Genomic DNA, 16708 nt, shown 5'->3' with positions numbered 1-16708 from the left:
TTGGGTGGCCAAGCGGGCCACTGATGCAGCGAGAGCCGAACCAGGGGTGGCAAAAGTGCAAGGCATCGGAAAATTTTCTGCGTGGAGCGTTGTGCGTACTGCAGGGCGAGCCCGTCAGGTGCGCGGCAGCAGGCTCACCCAGTAGCGCGTGCGGCGTACGACGCGGATGGGGAAGCCCTTCTCCAGGGCGTCCAGCGCGCGATCCGTATCGTCCAGCGGGAAGGCGCCGGAGACCTTCACGCTGGCGATGGCGGGGTCGCAGCGCAGCCAGCCGCTGCGGTAGCGCGCCAGTTCGTCGATGAGCTCGCCCAGTGGGCGGTCGATGGCGATCAGGCTGCCCTGCTGCCAGGCGGCCACGTCTGCATGGCTGGCCTGTGGCGGCTGCACGCCGGCGCGGGTGAAGCGGGTCTGCTGGCCAGCTTCCAGGCGCACGGGGGTGGGCATGCCGGGGGTGCTGACCTCGACGGCCTTGGCCAATACCGCCACGCTGCTGCCGTTGTCGTCGAGGCGCACGGTGAAGCGTGTGCCGAGGGCGCGCACGCTGCCGTGCGCGGTGGCGACGCTGAAGGGCCGGCCGAGTGGATCGGGCGCGGTCTCGATCAGCACCTCGCCGCCGCGCAGGACCAGCAGCCGTTGCTGTTCATCGAAGAGGGCGTCGACCGCGCTGTCGGTGTTGAGCAACAGCTGGCTGCCGTCCGCCAGGGTGAAGCTGCGCCGCTCACCGACCGTGGTGCGGAAGTCGGCCGCCAGGCGCCGGCCTGCATCGCTGCGCCAGCCCAGGCCGGCGACACCGCTGGCGGAGACCAGCAGTGCCATGCCCAGCAGCACGCGGCGCCGCGACTGGCCGGCGGCGGCCAGGGTGCTGGCGGCCAGCTGTCCCGGTACCTGGCCCATCTGCTGGCGTACTGACTCGATGCGTTGCCAGGCCGCGTAATGGGCAGGATCAGACTCCAGCCAGCGCTGCCAGGCGAGTTGTTCGCCTTCGCCAGCGGTTTCCGCCGTCAGCCGCGCATACCACTGCGCGGCGCTGCGAATCGCCTCGCGCTCGGTGCTGCCAATCTGCTGTGCCTGGCTCATGTCAGCTCCGCCAGCATCAGGCAGCAGTGCTCCATCGCCTTGGCCATGTGGTTGTTCACCGTGCGCAGGGCGATGCCCTGGCGTTCGGCGATCTGTGCGTAGCTCAGGCCTTCCAGCTGGGACAGGATGAAGGTCTGCTTCACCTTGGCGCCGAGACCGTCGAGCATGCGTTCGATCTGCAGCAGCGCTTCGAGAACCAGCGCCTGTTCTTCCAGGGAGGGATGCACCGCCTCGGGCAGGCTGGCCAGTACGTCCAGGTAGGCCTGTTCCAGCGAGCGGCGGCGATAGAGGTCGATGACCAGGCCACGGGCCACGGTTGCCAGGTAGTGGCGCGGCTCTTTCAGGGTGCCGGCAGTGCGCGCCAGCAGCACGCGGACGAAGGTGTCCTGGGCCAGGTCGGCGGCATCGGCGGAATTGTTCAGGCGCTGGCGCAACCAGCCGCGCAACCAGCCGTGGTGCGCGCGGTACAGCGCATCGAGAGCCTCGGTGGACATGCCCGCTTCTACCCCTGAATCGAGTGCGAATAAGAATTTATCGCAATTCTACGGGGGAGTGTGGTCGGTTGGGAATGGGCAAGGTGGAGCTGATGCTACCCACGCTCTGCGTGGGTACGCCGACTATGAGGCCCTGCGTATGGGCGCGGAGAGCTCCGAGAGGCGTTCCCATGCCGAGCATGGGAACGATCGGAGAGCCGAGGGCCCTGTGGCTTAGGTCACCAGTTGTAGTCGAGGGTGGCGTAGACCGTGCGTTGCTGGCCGTACTGGCAGCCAACGTCATTGAAGCAGCCGGCCACGTAGTCCTCGTCGAACAGGTTGACCGCGTTCAGTGAGAGCTCGACGCCCTCAAGGTTGGCGGCGAGCTGGCCGAGCGGGTAGCTGACCAGCGCGTCGACCACGCTGTAGCTGTCGACCTTGAAGCTGTTCGCCGAGTCGCCGTAGGTGCTGCCGACGTAGCGCGCGCCGGCGCCGAAGCGCAGGCCGCTGAGTGCGCCGCCCTGCACACGGTAGTCGGCCCACAGCGAGGCCATGTGCTCCGGCACGCGGAACGGCGTGGTGCCCTCGGTGCCGGTGTTCGATTCGGTGACCTCGACGTCGTTCCAGGTGTAGCTGCCGATCAGGTTGAGGCCCTGGGTGATCTCTGCCTTGGCTTCCAGCTCGATGCCTTTGGAGCGTACTTCGGCGTCCTGACGCACGACGCCGAAAGGCAGATATTCGGTGAGGTTTTCCCGGGTCAGGTCGAAGGCGGCGATGGTGTAGAGCGCGTTGTAGCCGACCGGCTCGTACTTCAGGCCGATCTCGTACTGCTTGCCGATGGTCGGCTCCAGCTGCGAGCCGTCTGCGGCGCGGCCAATGGTCGGCAGGAACGACTCGCTGTAGCTGGCGTAGGGCGCCAGGCCATTGTCGAACAGGTAGACCACGCCGGCGCGGGCAGTGAAGCGCTCGTCCTTCTGCGTCTGCGGCACGCGGTCGTCGCGCTGGTCGCTCGTCCAGTCGTAGCGTCCGCCGAGCACGAACACCCAGCTGTCGAGCTGGAGCTGATCCTGCAGATAAACGCCGGTCTGGCTGAGCTTCTGCTGATAGTCGGAGCCGAAGGCGGGTTGCGGAATGAAGGTCAGTGGCTCGTCATGGACTGGATTGAACACGTCGAAGACTTCGCCGACGAAGCTCAGGTCCTGGGTCTGGTCGAACTTGCCGTTGTTGTAGTCGAAGCCGCCGAGCAGAGTGTGCTGAACGTCGCCGGTGGCGAAGTCGGCCTGGGCCTGGGTGTCGACGGTGAACAGCCGGCCATCGCCCTCGCGCTCCTGCAGGTAGCGCGAATACAGCGGCGGAGCGATCGGACCGTAGATGGCCAGCTCCGAACTGTCCTGGCGGTAGTAGCTGTAGCGCAGGTTCTGGCGCAGGGTCCAAACGTCGTCGAGATGGTGCTCGAACACGTAGCCCAGCGAGGTTTTCTCGTTGGTCATGTGGTCGTAGTTGGTGTTGCCGACGTAGGTGTCGCGATCCAACCGCCCCTGAGCCGTGCCGAACACGGTACCGGCGGCCGGCAGCGGGTTGGCGAAGTTGCCGGTCTGCTTCTGGTATTCGGCGAGCACGGTAAATTCGGTATCGCTGCTGGGGCGGAAGCTGATCGCCGGGGCGACGTACTGGCGGCGGTTGCTGATGTGGTCGACCTGCGAGTCGGCCTCGCGCAGCAGGCCGGTCAGCCGGTAGCTCCAGATGCCCTCTTCATCCAGCGCGTCGCTGACATCGAAGGCGCCCTGTCGATAGTCGAGGTTGCCGGCCTGCAGCTGCACGTGGCGCAGCGGCTCGGTGGTGGGGCGCTTGCTCACCAGGTTGACCTGGCCGCCCGGATCGGAGACGCCGTAGAGCACCGAGCTGGCGCCGCGCAGCACTTCGATGCGCTCCAGGCCATAGGGCTCGGGGGCGTCCCAGCCGAGGAAGTCGGGCAGGAAGGTGCGGGTGCCGTCGCGCAGCATGCGCCCGGTACCCATCTGGAAGCCGCGGATCATCATCTGGTCGGTGACGAATTGCGGACCAGCCAGCTCAGCGTTGACCCCGGGGGTGTAACGCAGCGCCTGGGCGACGGTCTTCGGCTGCTGAGCCTCGATCTGCTCGCGAGTCACCACGGAAACGGAGGTCGGCGTCTCGAGCAGCGGCGCGTCGGTCTTCGAGCCGACGCTGGCGCGCCGGGCCACATAGCCGTCGTCCGCGCTGGCCGAGCTGTAGGCCTGGCCCTGGATGCTGGCGGGGTCGAGCGCCAGGGTGTCGTCGCTGGCCATCGCCTGCAGCAGGTAGTTACCGCCGGCATTGACGGCCTGCAGGCCGGTGCCGGCGAGCAACTGGGCGAGGCCCTCGTCCACTGAGTAGCTGCCGTTGAGTCCTGAGCTGTTTTTGCCCGCAGTGAGCTGGGCATCCACCGAGAGCAGGATGCCGGACTCGCTGGCGAAGCGATTCAGCGCCTGGTCCAGTGGGCCGGCGGGAATGGCATAGCTGCGGCTTTGTTCGCTGGTGCTGGCGGCCTGGGCCAGTGGCGCGGTCAGCAGCGCGGGGGTGGCGACCAGCAGGCCGGTGAACAGGGCGTGGCGAACCGCAAGGCTCAGCCGGGAACGGGTGGAAGCGGGCAGATACGGCATTCTGATCGATCCTCTTGAGAATGCTTCTAGATTGAGTTCAAGAGGTATCCCGAGCGAGACGGCGAAACCGACAAGAGCCTGCAGAAAAATTTTCAGGGCGCGGGTGGGCCCGCGCAGCGTTCTTCAACCTAGGCGGGGCCGACGGTGATCCAGTAGCGGGTCAGGCTGTTCACTCGGATCGGCAGCGACTGTTGCAGGGCGGCCAGCACACGGTCGGTGTCGGCCAGCGGGAATACCCCGGTCAGCTCCAGCCCGGCGACTGCCGGATCGCAGCGCAGCACACCGGGGCGGTGGCGTGACAGTTCGCCGAGGAACTGGCCCAGTGGCATGCGCTCGGCGATCAGCCGGCCCTGCTGCCAGGCCGCGTGGTTGGCATTGGCCACCGTCAGCGGGCCGAGGCGCGTGGCGGAGAACCAGCGGCTCTGCCCGGCCTGCAGGCGGGTGATCGGGCCACTGCGGGGGCGCAGCTCCAGTTCGCCGTCGTACAGCTCGACGCGGCTGCCACCGTCCACTTCGTAGACCGAGAAGCGCGTGCCCAGGGCCTGGATCTCGCCGGCGCCGGTCTCGACGATCAGCGGCCGGCCAGCCGGGTCCTTGCCGCTATCGAGCAGCAGCTCGCCGGTGAGCAGGCGCAGGCGGCGCTCGCCCGGCCCGAACAGGATGTTCACCGCGCTGGCGCTGTTCAGGCTCAGCTGGCTGCCATCGGCCAGGGTACGTTGCAGGCGCTCGCCGGTGCCGCTGCGCAGGTCGGCCATGGCCTCGCGCCAGGGCAGCTGCGATTGCGCCACATAGCCGCTGCCGCCGGCCATCAGCAGCAGGCCGAGCAGTTTGAGCGTCTGCCGCCGACGCGCGTCCGGCATCTGGCGCAGTACCGCGCGCGAGGTTTCCCCCGGCACGCTGGCCAGGGTCTGCTGCAGCTGCTGCATGCGTTGCCAGGCGCGCTGGTGCTCGGGGCTGGCGGCCTGCCAGGCGGCGAAGCTGCGTTGCTGTTCGCCAACCAGCTGGCCGTCCCACTGCAGCATCAGCCAGTGACTGGCCTGCTCGACGATGGCGGGGGCGATGGGTGCGTGGTTGTCGGTGTTCATTCGGCGTACAGCACCTGATAGCAGGCGGCGATGGCGCGGATCATGTACTTCTGCACCGAGCTGACGCTGACCTGCAGGCGTTCGGCGATCTCGGCGTAACCCAGGCCCTCGAACTGGGCCAGCATGAAGGCTTCGCGCACCTTGCTCGGCATGGCATCGAGCATGGCGTCGATCTGCAGCAGGGTCTCGATGATCATGGCATGGGTCTCCAGCGACGGCGTTTCCGGTTCCGGCAGCGCCGCGAGGGTGTCGAGGTAGGCCTGTTCGATGCGCTGGCGGCGCCACTGGTCGATGACCAGGTTGCGCGCGATCTGCGCCAGGTAGCGGCGACCCTCACTCAGCTCGGGCATGCGCCGGGTCACCAGCAGACGCAGGAAGGTGTCCTGGGCCAGGTCGGCGGCGCGCTCGCGGTCGCCCAGGCGCTTGCGCAACCAACCCTGCAGCCAGCCGTGATGGTCGCGGTAGAGCGCATCCAGCTGCGTGCCGGCTGGCGCGTCAGAGGCCCCGATGGTCATGCCCATTCTTCCCATGAATCGAGTGCAAATAAGAACTTGTCGCAAGTCTACGGGGTGAATGAGCGTTTTGGGAATGTCTGTGCGCTGAGTGGGTTTGGATCGGAGGCGAGATACCCAGGGCCCCGATCAGGGCATGCAGGTACCGCGGCACACCTCGCGAGGGCAGCTAATCTGAACTTAATCCGCCGTTGGCGGGCCACAACTGCGAGCGCCGTACCCCGTTCGCAACAAGGAGAGCTTCATGTCCGATCATCGCACCTACAAGAAGATCGAAGTCGTCGGCACCTCCAAGGTGAGCATCGAGGATGCCATCGCCAATGCCCTGGCCGAATGCGCCAAGAGTGTGCGCAACATGGACTGGTTCGAGGTCATCGAGACCCGCGGTCATATCGTTGACGGCAAGGTGGCCCACTATCAGGTCGACCTCAAGGTCGGCTTCCGTATCAGCAACAGCTGAGCACCGCACGGTTTTCCCGGTGGCCCTGGGCTAGGCTTGCCCGGTCCGGGGCGGATGGTCCCGTGCATTTACCAACGAAGGAGTGTTGAAGATGAAGCGACTGACTCTGGGCATCGCCCTGTTCGCTCTGGCTGGCTCGGCCCTGGCCGCCGGCAAACCCTGCGACGAGCTGAAGGCGGAGATCGACGCCAAGCTCAAGGAAAAAGGCGTCGCCGCCTACACCCTGGAAGTGGTCGACAAGGGTGGCGCCGGTGACAAGACCGTGGTCGGCAGCTGCGAGGCCGGCAGTAAGGAAATCGCCTACCAGCGCGGTTGATTCGCCGCCGCGCTCGTCGGGCTGGAGCCTCGTCAGGGGCGCCGGCCTTTTCATTTGCGCTGGATGGCCCCATATGGGTTGCATGACCTCAGGAGGCCTCCGATGAGCAAGCTGTCCAACACCCCTTTCTCCGTTCTCGACCTGGCGCCCATGCGTGACGACGATGTCGGCGCCGGCCCTGCCCTGCAGCGCTCGCTCGACCTGGCGCGGCACATCGAGAAGCTCGGCTTCTCGCGCATGTGGGTGGCCGAGCACCACAACATGGAGGGCATCGCCAGTTCCGCCACCGCTGTGCTGCTTGGCTACCTGGCGGCGAATACCGAAACACTGCGCCTGGGCTCCGGCGGCGTGATGCTGCCCAACCATGCGCCGCTGGTAGTGGCCGAGCAGTTCGGCACCCTGGCCGCGCTCTATCCGGGGCGCATCGAACTGGGCCTGGGCCGCGCGCCGGGGGCCGACCAGGCCACCGCCCGCGCCCTGCGCCGCGACCGTCTGGGCAGCCCGGACGATTTCCCGCAGGACGTCGCCGAGCTGGAGCAGCTGCTCGGCCCGCGCCAGCCCGGCCAGCGCGTGCTGGCGGTGCCGGGCGTGGACAGCGGGGTGCCGATCTGGCTGCTCGGCTCCAGCCTGTTCAGCGCCCAGCTCGCCGCGCAGAAGGGCTTGCCCTATGCCTTCGCCTCGCACTTCGCGCCGCGTTACCTGCACCAGGCGCTGCGCATCTACCGCGAGAACTTCCAGCCCTCGGCGGTGCTCGACAAGCCCTACGCCATGATCGGCGTGCCGCTGATCGCCGCGCCGACCGATGAGGAAGCCGAATTCCTTGCCACCACCGCCTTCCAGCGCATCCTCGCCCTGATCCGTGGCGAGAGCTTGGTGCTGCGCCCGCCGGTAGCGAGCATGGCCGGCCGCTGGCAGCCTCACGAGCAGCAGGCGGTGGGCGACTTCTTCGGCCTGGCTGTGGTCGGCGGCCCGGAGAAGGTGCGCGCGCGCTTGGAGGTGCTGCTGGAGCAGACCGGCGCCGACGAGCTGATCTTCACCTGCGACCTGTACCAGCCCGAGCACCGCCTGCGCAGCTTCGAGATCGCCGCCGGCCTGCGCTAAAACAGGGCGAACTTTGCTGCGGCCGCGTTCCTCTCAACTGGTAGCCACCAACGAGAGGAACGCGGCAATGAGTATCAAGAAGACGGCATCGGCCCGCTGGCAGGGCGGCATCAAGGATGGCAAGGGCAGCATCTCGACCCAGAGCGGCGCCCTCAAGGACAACCCCTACGGCTTCAACACCCGCTTCGAGGGCCAACCGGGGACCAACCCCGAGGAGCTGATCGGCGCGGCCCATGCCGGCTGCTTCTCCATGGCCCTGGCCAAGCAGCTCGGCGATGCCGGGATGACTGCGGCGAGCCTGGAGACCCAGGCCGAGGTGACGCTGGACAAGGAAGGCGACGGCTTTCGCATCAGCGCCGTGCACCTGACCCTGACGGCCAAGGTGCCGGGAGCCGCACGCGAGGCTTTCGAGCAGGCGGTGGAGGCGGCCAAGAGCGGCTGCCCGGTATCCAAGGTGCTCAACGCCGAGATCACCCTGCAGGCGACGCTGCTCAACTAGGCCGTTAGAAAGTGCCGCAACGCAGCACCTGGGCGCGGGCCAGCACCTGGCGATCCTCGCCATACAGCCAGCCCTGGGCCTTGAGTAGCTGTGGCCTGGCCTCCAGGCGGTAGCGTTGGCCGGCGACGAAGTTGTCGTAGCGCACGCGCAGGTAGCAGGTCACTTCGCGCGGCTCGGTGAGGCTGCCGATGCCGCCCTGGCTGACCTCGAACTTGTAGCGTGCTTCCAGTTCGTGCGCGCCGGGGCTGACCTGGAAGTAGCGGCCGTCGGCGGTCTGCTTGCCGTCGAGCTTGTGCGCCATCAGCAGTTCGGCGCCGCTGGCCCAGAGGTCGACCCAGGCCTGGTCCGCGTCGTGCGGCGGCAGCGGGCTGGCGCAGGCGCCGAGGGTGAGCAGGGATAGCAGCAGGGGCAGGCGCATGATGCGTTCTCCGGGGCGAGAGCCTCAGCATAACGCCGATCAGACCGCGCCGCAGCGGCCCTCACGCGCCCGTGCCAGCTTCTCGCCGTGCTCGTCCTGCAACTGCGCCCAGGGCCGGAAGCCACGGCTGCCGGCCTTGAGCTGGTAGCGCTGGCCGGCCGCGAAGTCGGCGTAGTTGAGCGTCAGCAGGCAGGTGCGCGGCAGCGCCTCTGCCGTGCCGGTGTCGCCGGGCGCCACCTCGAAGCGCAGGCGCACCTGCAGCTCGTGGCGCCCCGGTGGTACCTGGAAGTAGCGCTCGTCTTCCAGTTCCTGGCCATCCACCTGCACCGCCTCCAGGCGGCCGTCCTGGCGTTCGTGCAGTTCGACCCAGGCCTGGTCGGGGTCGTGCAGCGGCATGATCAGCGAACAGCCGGAGAGCAGGATGGGCAGGCAGCAGAAGAGTTTGCGCATGGCGGGCTTCCTTGGCAGAGGGGCAATGCAATAGGCTCGGGAAATGCCTATCGCCCTACTCGACCGCCGCGCGCGGCGCCTGGTTCCGCTGCTGCTTGGCGTTCTGCTGAGCGGTTGCGCCAGCCTCGACTATTACGCCCAGGTCAGCCGTGGCCAGCTCGAACTGCTCGCCGCACACCAGCCGGTGGCCGAGCTGCTCGCCGATCCACAGACCGAACCCAAGCTGCAGCAACGCCTGGCCCTGGCCCAGCAGGCGCGCGATTTCGCCAGCGCCGAGCTGGCCCTGCCGGACAACCGCAGCTACCGGTTGTACGCGGATCTGCGGCGGCCCTACGTGGTGTGGAATGTGTTCGCCACCCCGGAGCTGTCGCTGGCGCCGCTGACCCACTGTTTCCCCATCGCCGGTTGCGTCGCCTACCGCGGCTTCTACCAGCAAGGCCGTGCGCGTGGCGCTGCCGCCCTGCTGCAGGTCGAAGGCATGGACACCTATGTGGCCGGCATCGAGGCCTACTCGACTCTGGGCTGGTTCGACGACCCGATCCTCAACACCATGCTGCGCTGGGACGACGAGCACCTAGCCGCGGTGATCTTCCACGAACTGGCGCACCAGCAGCTGTACGTGGCAGACGACACCGCGTTCAACGAGTCCTTCGCCAGCTTCGTCGAGCAGGAAGGGCTGCGGCAGTGGCGCGTCGCGCGCGGCCTGCCCGCGGCGGATGCCCATCAGGAACGGCAGCGCCGGCAGTTCACCGAATTGATCCTGGCCAGCCGCGAGCGCCTGCAGGCGCTCTACGCCGGGCCGCTCGACGCTGCGCAGAAACGCGTCGGCAAGGCCGCCGAGTTCGAACGACTGCGCGCCGACTACCGCACCCTGCGCGACGCTCAGTGGGGCGGAGATCGTCGCTACGACGCCTGGATGGCGCAGCCGCTGAACAACGCGCGCCTGCTGCCGTTCGGCCTCTACGACCAGTGGGTGGAGGCCTTCGCCGCGCTGTTCCAGCGTGCGGATGGTGACTGGCGCGAGTTCTATCGGCGCGCCGCAGAAATCGGCCGCTTGCCGGCGGTCGAGCGGGAACGGGCGCTGGCGGCCTTGCTCTAACCCAGCTAGAACTGCCTGATCGAGCCCCGAGGATGCCTGCATGAAGCGCTGGATAGTGGCCGCCATGGCCACGCTGCTGTGCCACGCGGCGATGGCCGCGCCCAAACCCTGCGAGGAGTTGAAGCAGGAGATCGAGGTGAAGATCCAGGCCGCCAACGTCACCAGCTATACGTTGGAAATCGTGCCGGTCGCCGAGGTCGAGGACGCCAACATGGTGGTCGGCAGCTGCGAGGGCGGCAGCAAGAAGATCATCTACCAGAAGAACGACTGACGGCGCGGCTTTGGCTTGCGGGAAGGGGGCGTTTCATAAGAGAATGAATGATAGGAATTATCATTTAGGTTCTCTCCTTGCGCTCCCCCGATCAGGCCGTCGACATTGCCACCCAGCAAGCCGTGCAGGTGCTCTACCGTGAGCATCACGACTGGCTGCGTCACTGGCTGCGCAAGCGTCTGCCCTGCACCGAGAATGCCGCCGACCTGGCCCAGGACACTTTCGTCCGCGTGCTCTCCAGCCGCCAGGCCTTCGACCTGCGCGAGCCGCGCGCCTATCTGAGCAGCATCGCCCGTAGCCTGATGATCGACGGCTTCCGCCGACGCGCCCTCGAACAGTCCTACCTCGACGCCCTCGCCGCACTGCCCGAGCCGCTGGATATCTCGCCGGAAGAGCGCGCGCTGATCATCGAGACCCTGCTGGAGATCGACCGCCTGCTCGACGGCCTCGGTCCGCGTTGCCGCGAGATCTTCCTGCTCGCCCAGCTCGACGGCCTCAGCCATGTGGAGATCGGCCGGCGCCTGGGCGTATCGACTAATACCGTGCGCAAGTATGTGGTGCGTGGCCTCACCCAATGTCTGCTGCTGATGGGCGACTAGGCATGGGCAGCATCGCGCAACCCTCGCTGGCCGTGTTGCAGGCCGCCGCCAACTGGCATCTGGACCTGCAGGCTGCGCCGCAGTGCGCCGCCACCGGCGAGGCGCATCGTCGCTGGCTGGAGGCCGATGCCGCGCATCGCCAGGCCTGGAGCCGCATGGAGCGCCTGCAGGGCAAGCTCGGTGGCCTGCCGAACGGTGTCGCCCCGGCCGCGCTGCGTGGGGTCAACGGCCGCCGGCGTGACAGCCTCAAGCTGCTCGGTCTGTTGCTGCTCGGCGGCGGCGCGGCCGGTCTCGGCTGGCAGTCCGCGCCCATGCGCAGCCTGCGTGCCGATGAGTGCACCGCCGTTGGCGAGCGCCGCAGCCTGCGCCTGGAGGACGGCGGCCAAGTGCGCCTGAACAGCGACAGCTCCCTCGACATCAGCTACGGCGAGCGCCTGCGCGAACTGCACCTGCGCCGTGGCGAGATCCATGTGCAGACCGCCAAGGACGCCCAGGATCGACCCTTCGTGGTGCACACCGAACAGGGCAGCATCCGCGCCCTGGGTACCCGCTTCCTGGTGCGCCAGGACGGCGAACGCACCCAGGTGCGCGTGCTGCAGCACGCCGTCGAGGTCCGCCCGCTGGATGCGCCGGACCAACCGCTGCGCGTCGAGGCCGGTCAGCAGCTGTGGTACAGCGCCACGGCCTGCGGCGCAGTGGAGCCACTGGAGGCGCACGCCGATGCCTGGCTGCGCGGCATGCTGGTGGTCAGCGACTGGCCGCTGCCGCGCTTCATCGACGAGCTGGCGCGCTATCGCCCGGGAATGCTGTCTTGCGACCCGGCACTGGCCGGGCTGCATATCTCCGGCGCCTTCCAGCTGGCCGACAGCGATGCGGTGCTGGACAACCTGAGCGGCACCCTGCCGCTGCGGGTGCGCCGTATGACCCGCTACTGGGTGCGTATCGAGCCTGCGTGAAAATATTTTTGCCTGGGGTGTTGTTGATTTCGCTTCTCATTCGACTTGGTTAGGAAAGCGCCCGTAGTGCGCTCCCTGCCAACCCTCTCCCAGGAACCTTCCATGTCGCGCCAGACCGCTCCGCGCAGTACTTCGTTGCTTCGTAGCTCCCCCCGCCTCAGCCCGCTGGGCGTGGCCATCAATCGCGCGCTGCTCGGCGCGGTGCTGGCATTGCCGGTCGCCGGCCTGGTGCAGGTGCAGCCGGTCTGGGCAGAAAACGTGGCGGCGCAGCACGATTTCGCAATTGCCGCGGGTTCGCTGGAGTCGGCGCTGAACAGCTTCGCCGCCACCACCGGTGTCAGCGTGTCCTTCTCTCCGGAAACCGTGCGCGGCCTGCAATCGCCGGGCGTGCAGGGCCAGCTGTCCGCCGATGAGGCGCTGCAGCGCCTGCTGTCCGGCAGCGGCCTGCAGGTATCGCGTCAGGCCAGCGGCAACTACTCGTTGCTGCCGGCACTGGAAGCCGGCTCGGCACTGCAACTCGATGCCACCAGCATTACCGGTGCCGGTCTGGGCGAGACCACCGAGGACACCGGTTCCTACACCACCGGCTCGACCAGCACCGCCACCGGCCTGCCGCTGTCGATCCGCGAGACGCCGCAGTCGGTCTCGGTGATCACCAGCCAGCGCATGAAGGACCAGAACCTCACCCAGCTCACCGACGTGGTGCGCCAGACCCCCGGCCTGACGCTCAGCCAGAGTGGCGGTAACGGTGGCGACAACAGCGGCATCTACTCGCGTGGCTTCAAGGTCGAGAACTACCAGATCGACGGTGTGCAGCTGCTCGACAGCAACTACGAGAGCCCGGCGCAGAGCAACGATATGGTCCTGTACGACCGCGTCGAGGTTATCCGTGGCGCTACCGGCCTGACCAACGGCGTGGGTACCCCTGGCGCCACCCTGAACATGATCCGCAAGCGCCCGACCTCGGAATTCAAGAGCAGCGTCAGCGTCACCGGCGGCTCCTGGGATTACCGTCGTACCGAGGCTGATGTCAGCGGCCCGCTGACCGAGAGCGGCAACGTACGTGGCCGTCTGGTCGGCGCGTACCAGGAGAACGACTCCTACGTCGACCGCCTCAGCGAGCGCAAGCAGGTGCTCTATGGCGTGATCGAGGCCGACCTGACCTCCGACACCCTGCTGACCTTCGGCATGGACTCGCAGTCCGACGACTATGACGGTCATGCCCGTAACGGCCTGCCGCTGTTCAACAACGACGGCACCAAGGCCGATCATGACGATTCGGACTCTGCCGCCGCCAAGTGGGCCTACTCCAACCGTAGCGCCGTCTCCGCCTTCGCCATCCTCGAGCACAACCTGACCGAGCGCTGGAAGGCCAAGCTGAGCCTGAATAATCGTCGTAGCGAATACGACGAGCTCAGTGGTTATGCCGGGGGTAATAACCGGGCGGCTGGAGCCGATCCAGCTTCGATCGTGTTCTATGCCAACCGCTGGAAAGCCAAGCCGGTACAGAACAGCTTCGACCTGAACCTGGCGGGCAACTTCGACCTGTTCGGTCTGGAGCACGATGCCACCTTCGGCTACAGCCAGCAGCGTACCGACTACAACACCCCGACCTACTCCTGGTGGACTGATCCCGTCACCGGTGGTTTCCCGGTGATCGACAATATCTACACCTGGGACGGCAAGACTCCGGCCAAGCCCGATCTGCAGTCGGATGGCCGCATGGACTTCAGCGAAGAGCAGCGCGCTGCCTACGCCAGCACCCGTCTGCGTGCCAGCGAGGATCTGTCGTTCATCCTCGGCGCGCGGGTGATCGACTGGAAAAACACGGTCAAGTACGAGAATCTCGCCGGTACGCAGACCTCTGCCAGCTCGCGTAGCGAGACCGGCGTGGTCACCCCGTTCGCGGGTGTGGTCTATGACATCGACGATATCTGGTCGGTATATGCCAGCTACACCAGTATCTTCAAACCGCAGAGCAACCGGACTGTGACTGGCGCCTACATCGACCCGCTGGAAGGCGAAGGCTATGAGGTGGGTAGCAAGGCGGCGTTCTTCGATGGTGGCCTGAACCTTGGCTTGGCCCTGTATCAGATTGAACAGGACAACCTGGCGGTTGCTATCACGCCCGAGGTACTTATTCCGGGTACAACGGAAGCTGCCTTCCGCGCCGAATCCGGCACCAAGACCCGTGGCTTCGAAGTGGAACTCTCCGGTGAGCTGGCCACCGACTGGCAGGCCAGTGCCAGCTTCAGCCGCAACATCGTGCAGGACGCCGACGGCAACAAGCTCAACACCAACATCCCGCAGAACACCGTCAAGCTGTTCACCACCTACGTGCTGCGTAGCGTCGGCAATGGCCTGACCGTCGGCGGCGGGGTCAACTGGCAGAGCGAGATCTACAGCGATGGGGTTGGTCCACTGCGCGTGCGCTTCACCCAGGACGACTACGCGGTGGTCGACGTGATGGCGCGCTACCCGATCACCGAGCAGCTCAGTGCCACCCTCAACCTCAACAACCTGCTGGACGAGGAGTACTACACCAGCTCCAGCTCCAGCTACTACGGTGCTCCGCGTAACGCCAGCCTCGGCCTGCGCATGGACTTCTGATCGGCTCGTTGCGGCGGCGCCAGGCGCCGCCGAAACATCCGGTCACAGGTTGGCGAGGGGTGGAGCTTCCGGTTTTACCGAGTCTATCCGTCCTTAAGTGTGGGCCACTGCGTTGTATCTGCGCCCGCACGCTTCGCCGCCGGTTCTGCTGGCGGCTTTCCTGTTCCCGGCTTCCATGGTCGCTTGCCGATGAAATCGATTTCCCCCCGCTCACGCGCACTGCTCTCGCGCACCCTGGCTGCCCTGCTCGGCGGCTACGCGCTGACCTGTGCCTGCGTGATCTTCCTCGGCGCGGTGCTGCCGCTGCCCAAGAGCCAGGCGATTCTCGCCGCCTCGCTGACCAGCTTCGCGGTGTACACCGCGGTGATCGTCTGGGCCTTCGCCACGCCGAACCTGAAGCGCATCTGGCTGGTGCTGCTGATCGCTTCGCTGGTGCTGACCGGCGCCGGCATTCTGCTGGGAGGTGAGGCATGAGCAAGGTCGAGAGTGGCGCCGCCGAGGGCGGCTTCCGCCAGGCCATGGCCTGGCTGCACACCTGGGGCGGGCTGTGGGCGTGCTGGGTGCTGTTCGTGATCTTCCTCACCGGCAGCCTGGGTGTGTTCGACGAGCCCATCACCCGCTGGATGAAACCGCACCTGCCGCAGGCCACCGAGGCCACCGGCGACACCAGCATGGACGATGGTTTCGACCGTCCTGGCGCCATGCGCCTGGGCCGTGCCTGGTTCGAGGAGAACCAGCCAGACGCGCATTTCTGGGGCGTCGGCCTGCCGTCGGACGAGGACCCGTCGATCCGCCTGTTCTGGCAGGACCCGCAGGAGAACTTCCACAACACCCGCATCGACGCCACGACCGGCAAGCCGGTGGACGGCTCGCACGAGCGTGACAGCGAAGGCGGTCACCACTTCGTGCACATGCACTTCGAATTCCACGGCGGCACCGCCGGCATCTGGTTCGTCGGTGCCTTCACCATGGCCATGCTGGTGGCGCTGGTCAGCGGCATCGTCATCCACAAGCGCATCTTCAAGGACTTCTTCACCTTCCGCCCGGGCAAGGGCCAGCGCAGCTGGCTGGATGCGCACAACGCGCTGTCGGTGCTGAGCCTGCCGTTCCAGCTGATGATCGCCTACACCGGCCTGGCGACCTTCTACGCGCTGTACATGCCGGCCGGCATCGTCGCCCACTACGACAGCGAGGAAGCCTACTTCGCCGACCTGCTGACCCAGCCGGAAGCCCAGGAAATCACCGGCATCGCCGCGCCGCTGGCCAAGGTCGACGAGCTGCTGTTGCGTGCCGAACAGCAACTGCAGCGCCCGGCCAGCTTCGTCAGCATCGAGCACCCCAACGACAGCAGCGCCTCGGTGCTGGTGTTCGGCCGCTTCATCGAGAAGCCGGGCGAGTACCGCCTGCTCGGCGATGGCGGCGGCCGGGTGTTCTTCAACGGCGTGACGGGTGAGCAGACCGATGTGCAGATGCCCGGCGAGCTGCGTGGCGGCGCCGCGCAGGACGTGCAGTCGGTGATGGCCAACCTGCACTTCGCCGCGTTCGGCGGCCACCTGGTGCGCTGGCTGTACTTCTTCAGCGGCCTGGCCGGCGCGGCCATGCTGGCCACTGGCGCCCTGCTGTTCATGGTCAAGCGCCGCCAGCGTTCGCTGAATGAGTTCGGCAGCGCCACGCCACGTGTGTACCGGGTGATCGAGGTGCTCAACGTCGGCACGTTGACCGGCCTGTCCATCGCCTGCGTGGCGTTCTTCTGGGGTAACCGCCTGCTGCCGCTGGGCATCGCCGACCGCCCGGAATGGGAGATCGTGGTGTTCTTCGCCGTCTGGCTGCTGAGCTTCGTCCACGCCGGCCTACGCCCGGCGGCGCGTGCCTGGGTCGAGCAGCTGCTGGCGCTGGCCGCGCTGTGCCTGCTGCTGCCGCTGCTCAACTGGTTGAGCGTCGGCGAGCACCTGCTGATGTATCTGCAGCGCGGCGACGGCGAGCGCGCTGGCGTCGAGCTGGTGGCTCTGGGCGTTGGCGCCCTGTCGCTGTGGGGCGCCTGGCGCATCACCCGGCCGCGTGCCGTGCCGGCGCGTGCTCGCCAGCGTGCCGCCGTGACGGAGGCGCAAGCATGAGCCTGTCC

General features: G+C 67.1%; 18 protein-coding genes. 11 read left to right on the top strand and 7 right to left on the bottom strand.

Features of this window, described 5'->3' with window-relative positions:
- Positions 1 to 114: 114 nt before the first annotated feature.
- From IP89_RS22520 to IP89_RS22500, 5 genes are all read right to left on the bottom strand, one after another.
- Positions 115 to 1077: a FecR domain-containing protein gene (locus IP89_RS22520; protein WP_043312187.1), complete on the bottom strand. Its 963-nt coding sequence runs from the start codon at positions 1075 to 1077 to the stop codon at positions 115 to 117.
- Positions 1074 to 1571, bottom strand: a complete 498-nt coding sequence (locus IP89_RS22515; protein ID WP_043312186.1) for a sigma-70 family RNA polymerase sigma factor — start codon at positions 1569 to 1571, stop codon at positions 1074 to 1076. Before IP89_RS22515 ends, IP89_RS22520 begins: the two co-directional genes overlap by 4 nt.
- A gap of 218 nt (positions 1572 to 1789) precedes the next feature.
- Positions 1790 to 4210 (bottom strand): TonB-dependent siderophore receptor, encoded by a 2421-nt coding sequence (locus IP89_RS22510; RefSeq protein ID WP_043312184.1) that lies wholly within the window; start codon positions 4208 to 4210, stop codon positions 1790 to 1792.
- A 128-nt stretch (positions 4211 to 4338) separates the two neighbouring features.
- Positions 4339 to 5295, bottom strand: coding sequence for a FecR domain-containing protein (locus IP89_RS22505; protein WP_043312182.1), 957 nt, complete (start codon positions 5293 to 5295; stop codon positions 4339 to 4341).
- Complete coding sequence (locus IP89_RS22500; RefSeq protein ID WP_052081186.1) at positions 5292 to 5810, bottom strand: sigma-70 family RNA polymerase sigma factor; 519 nt, start codon at positions 5808 to 5810, stop codon at positions 5292 to 5294. The genes IP89_RS22505 and IP89_RS22500 overlap by 4 nt, the downstream gene beginning before the upstream one ends.
- A 241-nt stretch (positions 5811 to 6051) precedes the next feature.
- On the opposite strand from IP89_RS22500, the gene IP89_RS22495 reads away from it, so the two are divergent.
- The 4 genes from IP89_RS22495 to IP89_RS22480 all read left to right on the top strand — a co-directional run bounded on the left by IP89_RS22495 (position 6052) and on the right by IP89_RS22480 (position 8183).
- Entirely contained in the window at positions 6052 to 6267 is a 216-nt protein-coding gene (locus IP89_RS22495; protein WP_043312181.1) for a dodecin, read from the top strand.
- Positions 6268 to 6358: 91 nt separating this feature from the next.
- A complete protein-coding gene (locus tag IP89_RS22490) occupies positions 6359 to 6583 on the top strand; it encodes a DUF1161 domain-containing protein (protein WP_043312180.1) in 225 nt (74 codons plus the stop codon).
- Between the two features lie 102 nt (positions 6584 to 6685).
- Complete coding sequence (locus tag IP89_RS22485) at positions 6686 to 7684, top strand: LLM class flavin-dependent oxidoreductase (RefSeq protein WP_043312179.1); 999 nt, start codon at positions 6686 to 6688, stop codon at positions 7682 to 7684.
- A gap of 73 nt (positions 7685 to 7757) precedes the next feature.
- Positions 7758 to 8183 carry an OsmC family protein gene (locus IP89_RS22480; RefSeq protein ID WP_043312245.1) on the top strand — a complete coding sequence of 142 codons (426 nt, stop codon included), beginning with the start codon at positions 7758 to 7760 and terminating at the stop codon, positions 8181 to 8183.
- A 4-nt stretch (positions 8184 to 8187) separates the two neighbouring features.
- Here the strand turns inward: IP89_RS22480 and IP89_RS22475 are convergent, their stop codons facing one another.
- Complete coding sequence (locus tag IP89_RS22475) at positions 8188 to 8601, bottom strand: hypothetical protein (RefSeq protein WP_043312178.1); 414 nt, start codon at positions 8599 to 8601, stop codon at positions 8188 to 8190.
- A gap of 39 nt (positions 8602 to 8640) precedes the next feature.
- The gene (locus IP89_RS22470) at positions 8641 to 9051 is read right to left on the bottom strand and encodes a lipoprotein (RefSeq protein ID WP_043312177.1); all 411 of its coding nucleotides are present in this window, start codon (positions 9049 to 9051) and stop codon (positions 8641 to 8643) included.
- Between the two features lie 43 nt (positions 9052 to 9094).
- Between IP89_RS22470 and IP89_RS22465 the strand changes: the two genes are divergently transcribed.
- The 7 genes from IP89_RS22465 (at position 9095) to IP89_RS22435 (ending at position 16700) form a co-directional block, all read left to right on the top strand.
- On the top strand, positions 9095 to 10150 hold the full coding sequence (locus IP89_RS22465) for an aminopeptidase (RefSeq protein ID WP_043312176.1): 1056 nt from the start codon (positions 9095 to 9097) through the stop codon (positions 10148 to 10150).
- 40 nt (positions 10151 to 10190) lie between these two features.
- A complete protein-coding gene (locus IP89_RS22460) occupies positions 10191 to 10421 on the top strand; it encodes a DUF1161 domain-containing protein (RefSeq protein ID WP_043312174.1) in 231 nt (76 codons plus the stop codon).
- 77 nt (positions 10422 to 10498) lie between these two features.
- Positions 10499 to 11020 carry a sigma-70 family RNA polymerase sigma factor gene (locus tag IP89_RS22455; RefSeq protein ID WP_081963348.1) on the top strand — a complete coding sequence of 174 codons (522 nt, stop codon included), beginning with the start codon at positions 10499 to 10501 and terminating at the stop codon, positions 11018 to 11020.
- A gap of 2 nt (positions 11021 to 11022) precedes the next feature.
- Positions 11023 to 11976 (top strand): FecR domain-containing protein, encoded by a 954-nt coding sequence (locus IP89_RS22450; protein WP_156115113.1) that lies wholly within the window; start codon positions 11023 to 11025, stop codon positions 11974 to 11976.
- Between the two features lie 102 nt (positions 11977 to 12078).
- A complete protein-coding gene (locus IP89_RS22445; protein ID WP_043312172.1) occupies positions 12079 to 14586 on the top strand; it encodes a TonB-dependent siderophore receptor in 2508 nt (835 codons plus the stop codon).
- Positions 14587 to 14775: 189 nt separating this feature from the next.
- Positions 14776 to 15060, top strand: a complete 285-nt coding sequence (locus IP89_RS22440; protein ID WP_043312170.1) for a hypothetical protein — start codon at positions 14776 to 14778, stop codon at positions 15058 to 15060.
- Entirely contained in the window at positions 15057 to 16700 is a 1644-nt protein-coding gene (locus IP89_RS22435) for a PepSY domain-containing protein (protein WP_043312169.1), read from the top strand. The genes IP89_RS22440 and IP89_RS22435 overlap by 4 nt, the downstream gene beginning before the upstream one ends.
- The last annotated feature ends 8 nt before the right edge of the window (positions 16701 to 16708 follow it).

Origin of the sequence: Pseudomonas sp. ML96, assembly GCF_000761545.1 — a bacterium.
Taxonomy (GTDB): domain Bacteria; phylum Pseudomonadota; class Gammaproteobacteria; order Pseudomonadales; family Pseudomonadaceae; genus Aquipseudomonas.
The sequence above is the reverse complement of the archived record's forward strand: the minus strand, read 5'-3'. Positions and strand labels throughout refer to the sequence as shown.

What these genes read in the sequence shown, in the direction of transcription:
- IP89_RS22450 (WP_156115113.1), top strand. Translation starts at nt 11,023, where the DNA reads ATGGGCAGCATCGCGCAACCCTCGCTGGCCGTGTTGCAGGCCGCCGCC.
- IP89_RS22475 (WP_043312178.1), bottom strand. Translation starts at nt 8,601, where the DNA reads ATGCGCCTGCCCCTGCTGCTATCCCTGCTCACCCTCGGCGCCTGCGCC.
- IP89_RS22460 (WP_043312174.1), top strand. Translation starts at nt 10,191, where the DNA reads ATGAAGCGCTGGATAGTGGCCGCCATGGCCACGCTGCTGTGCCACGCG.
- IP89_RS22515 (WP_043312186.1), bottom strand. Translation starts at nt 1,571, where the DNA reads ATGTCCACCGAGGCTCTCGATGCGCTGTACCGCGCGCACCACGGCTGG.
- IP89_RS22505 (WP_043312182.1), bottom strand. Translation starts at nt 5,295, where the DNA reads ATGAACACCGACAACCACGCACCCATCGCCCCCGCCATCGTCGAGCAG.
- IP89_RS22495 (WP_043312181.1), top strand. Translation starts at nt 6,052, where the DNA reads ATGTCCGATCATCGCACCTACAAGAAGATCGAAGTCGTCGGCACCTCC.
- IP89_RS22520 (WP_043312187.1), bottom strand. Translation starts at nt 1,077, where the DNA reads ATGAGCCAGGCACAGCAGATTGGCAGCACCGAGCGCGAGGCGATTCGC.
- IP89_RS22465 (WP_043312176.1), top strand. Translation starts at nt 9,095, where the DNA reads ATGCCTATCGCCCTACTCGACCGCCGCGCGCGGCGCCTGGTTCCGCTG.
- IP89_RS22485 (WP_043312179.1), top strand. Translation starts at nt 6,686, where the DNA reads ATGAGCAAGCTGTCCAACACCCCTTTCTCCGTTCTCGACCTGGCGCCC.
- IP89_RS22500 (WP_052081186.1), bottom strand. Translation starts at nt 5,810, where the DNA reads ATGACCATCGGGGCCTCTGACGCGCCAGCCGGCACGCAGCTGGATGCG.
- IP89_RS22445 (WP_043312172.1), top strand. Translation starts at nt 12,079, where the DNA reads ATGTCGCGCCAGACCGCTCCGCGCAGTACTTCGTTGCTTCGTAGCTCC.
- IP89_RS22490 (WP_043312180.1), top strand. Translation starts at nt 6,359, where the DNA reads ATGAAGCGACTGACTCTGGGCATCGCCCTGTTCGCTCTGGCTGGCTCG.
- IP89_RS22510 (WP_043312184.1), bottom strand. Translation starts at nt 4,210, where the DNA reads ATGCCGTATCTGCCCGCTTCCACCCGTTCCCGGCTGAGCCTTGCGGTT.
- IP89_RS22440 (WP_043312170.1), top strand. Translation starts at nt 14,776, where the DNA reads ATGAAATCGATTTCCCCCCGCTCACGCGCACTGCTCTCGCGCACCCTG.
- IP89_RS22435 (WP_043312169.1), top strand. Translation starts at nt 15,057, where the DNA reads ATGAGCAAGGTCGAGAGTGGCGCCGCCGAGGGCGGCTTCCGCCAGGCC.
- IP89_RS22470 (WP_043312177.1), bottom strand. Translation starts at nt 9,051, where the DNA reads ATGCGCAAACTCTTCTGCTGCCTGCCCATCCTGCTCTCCGGCTGTTCG.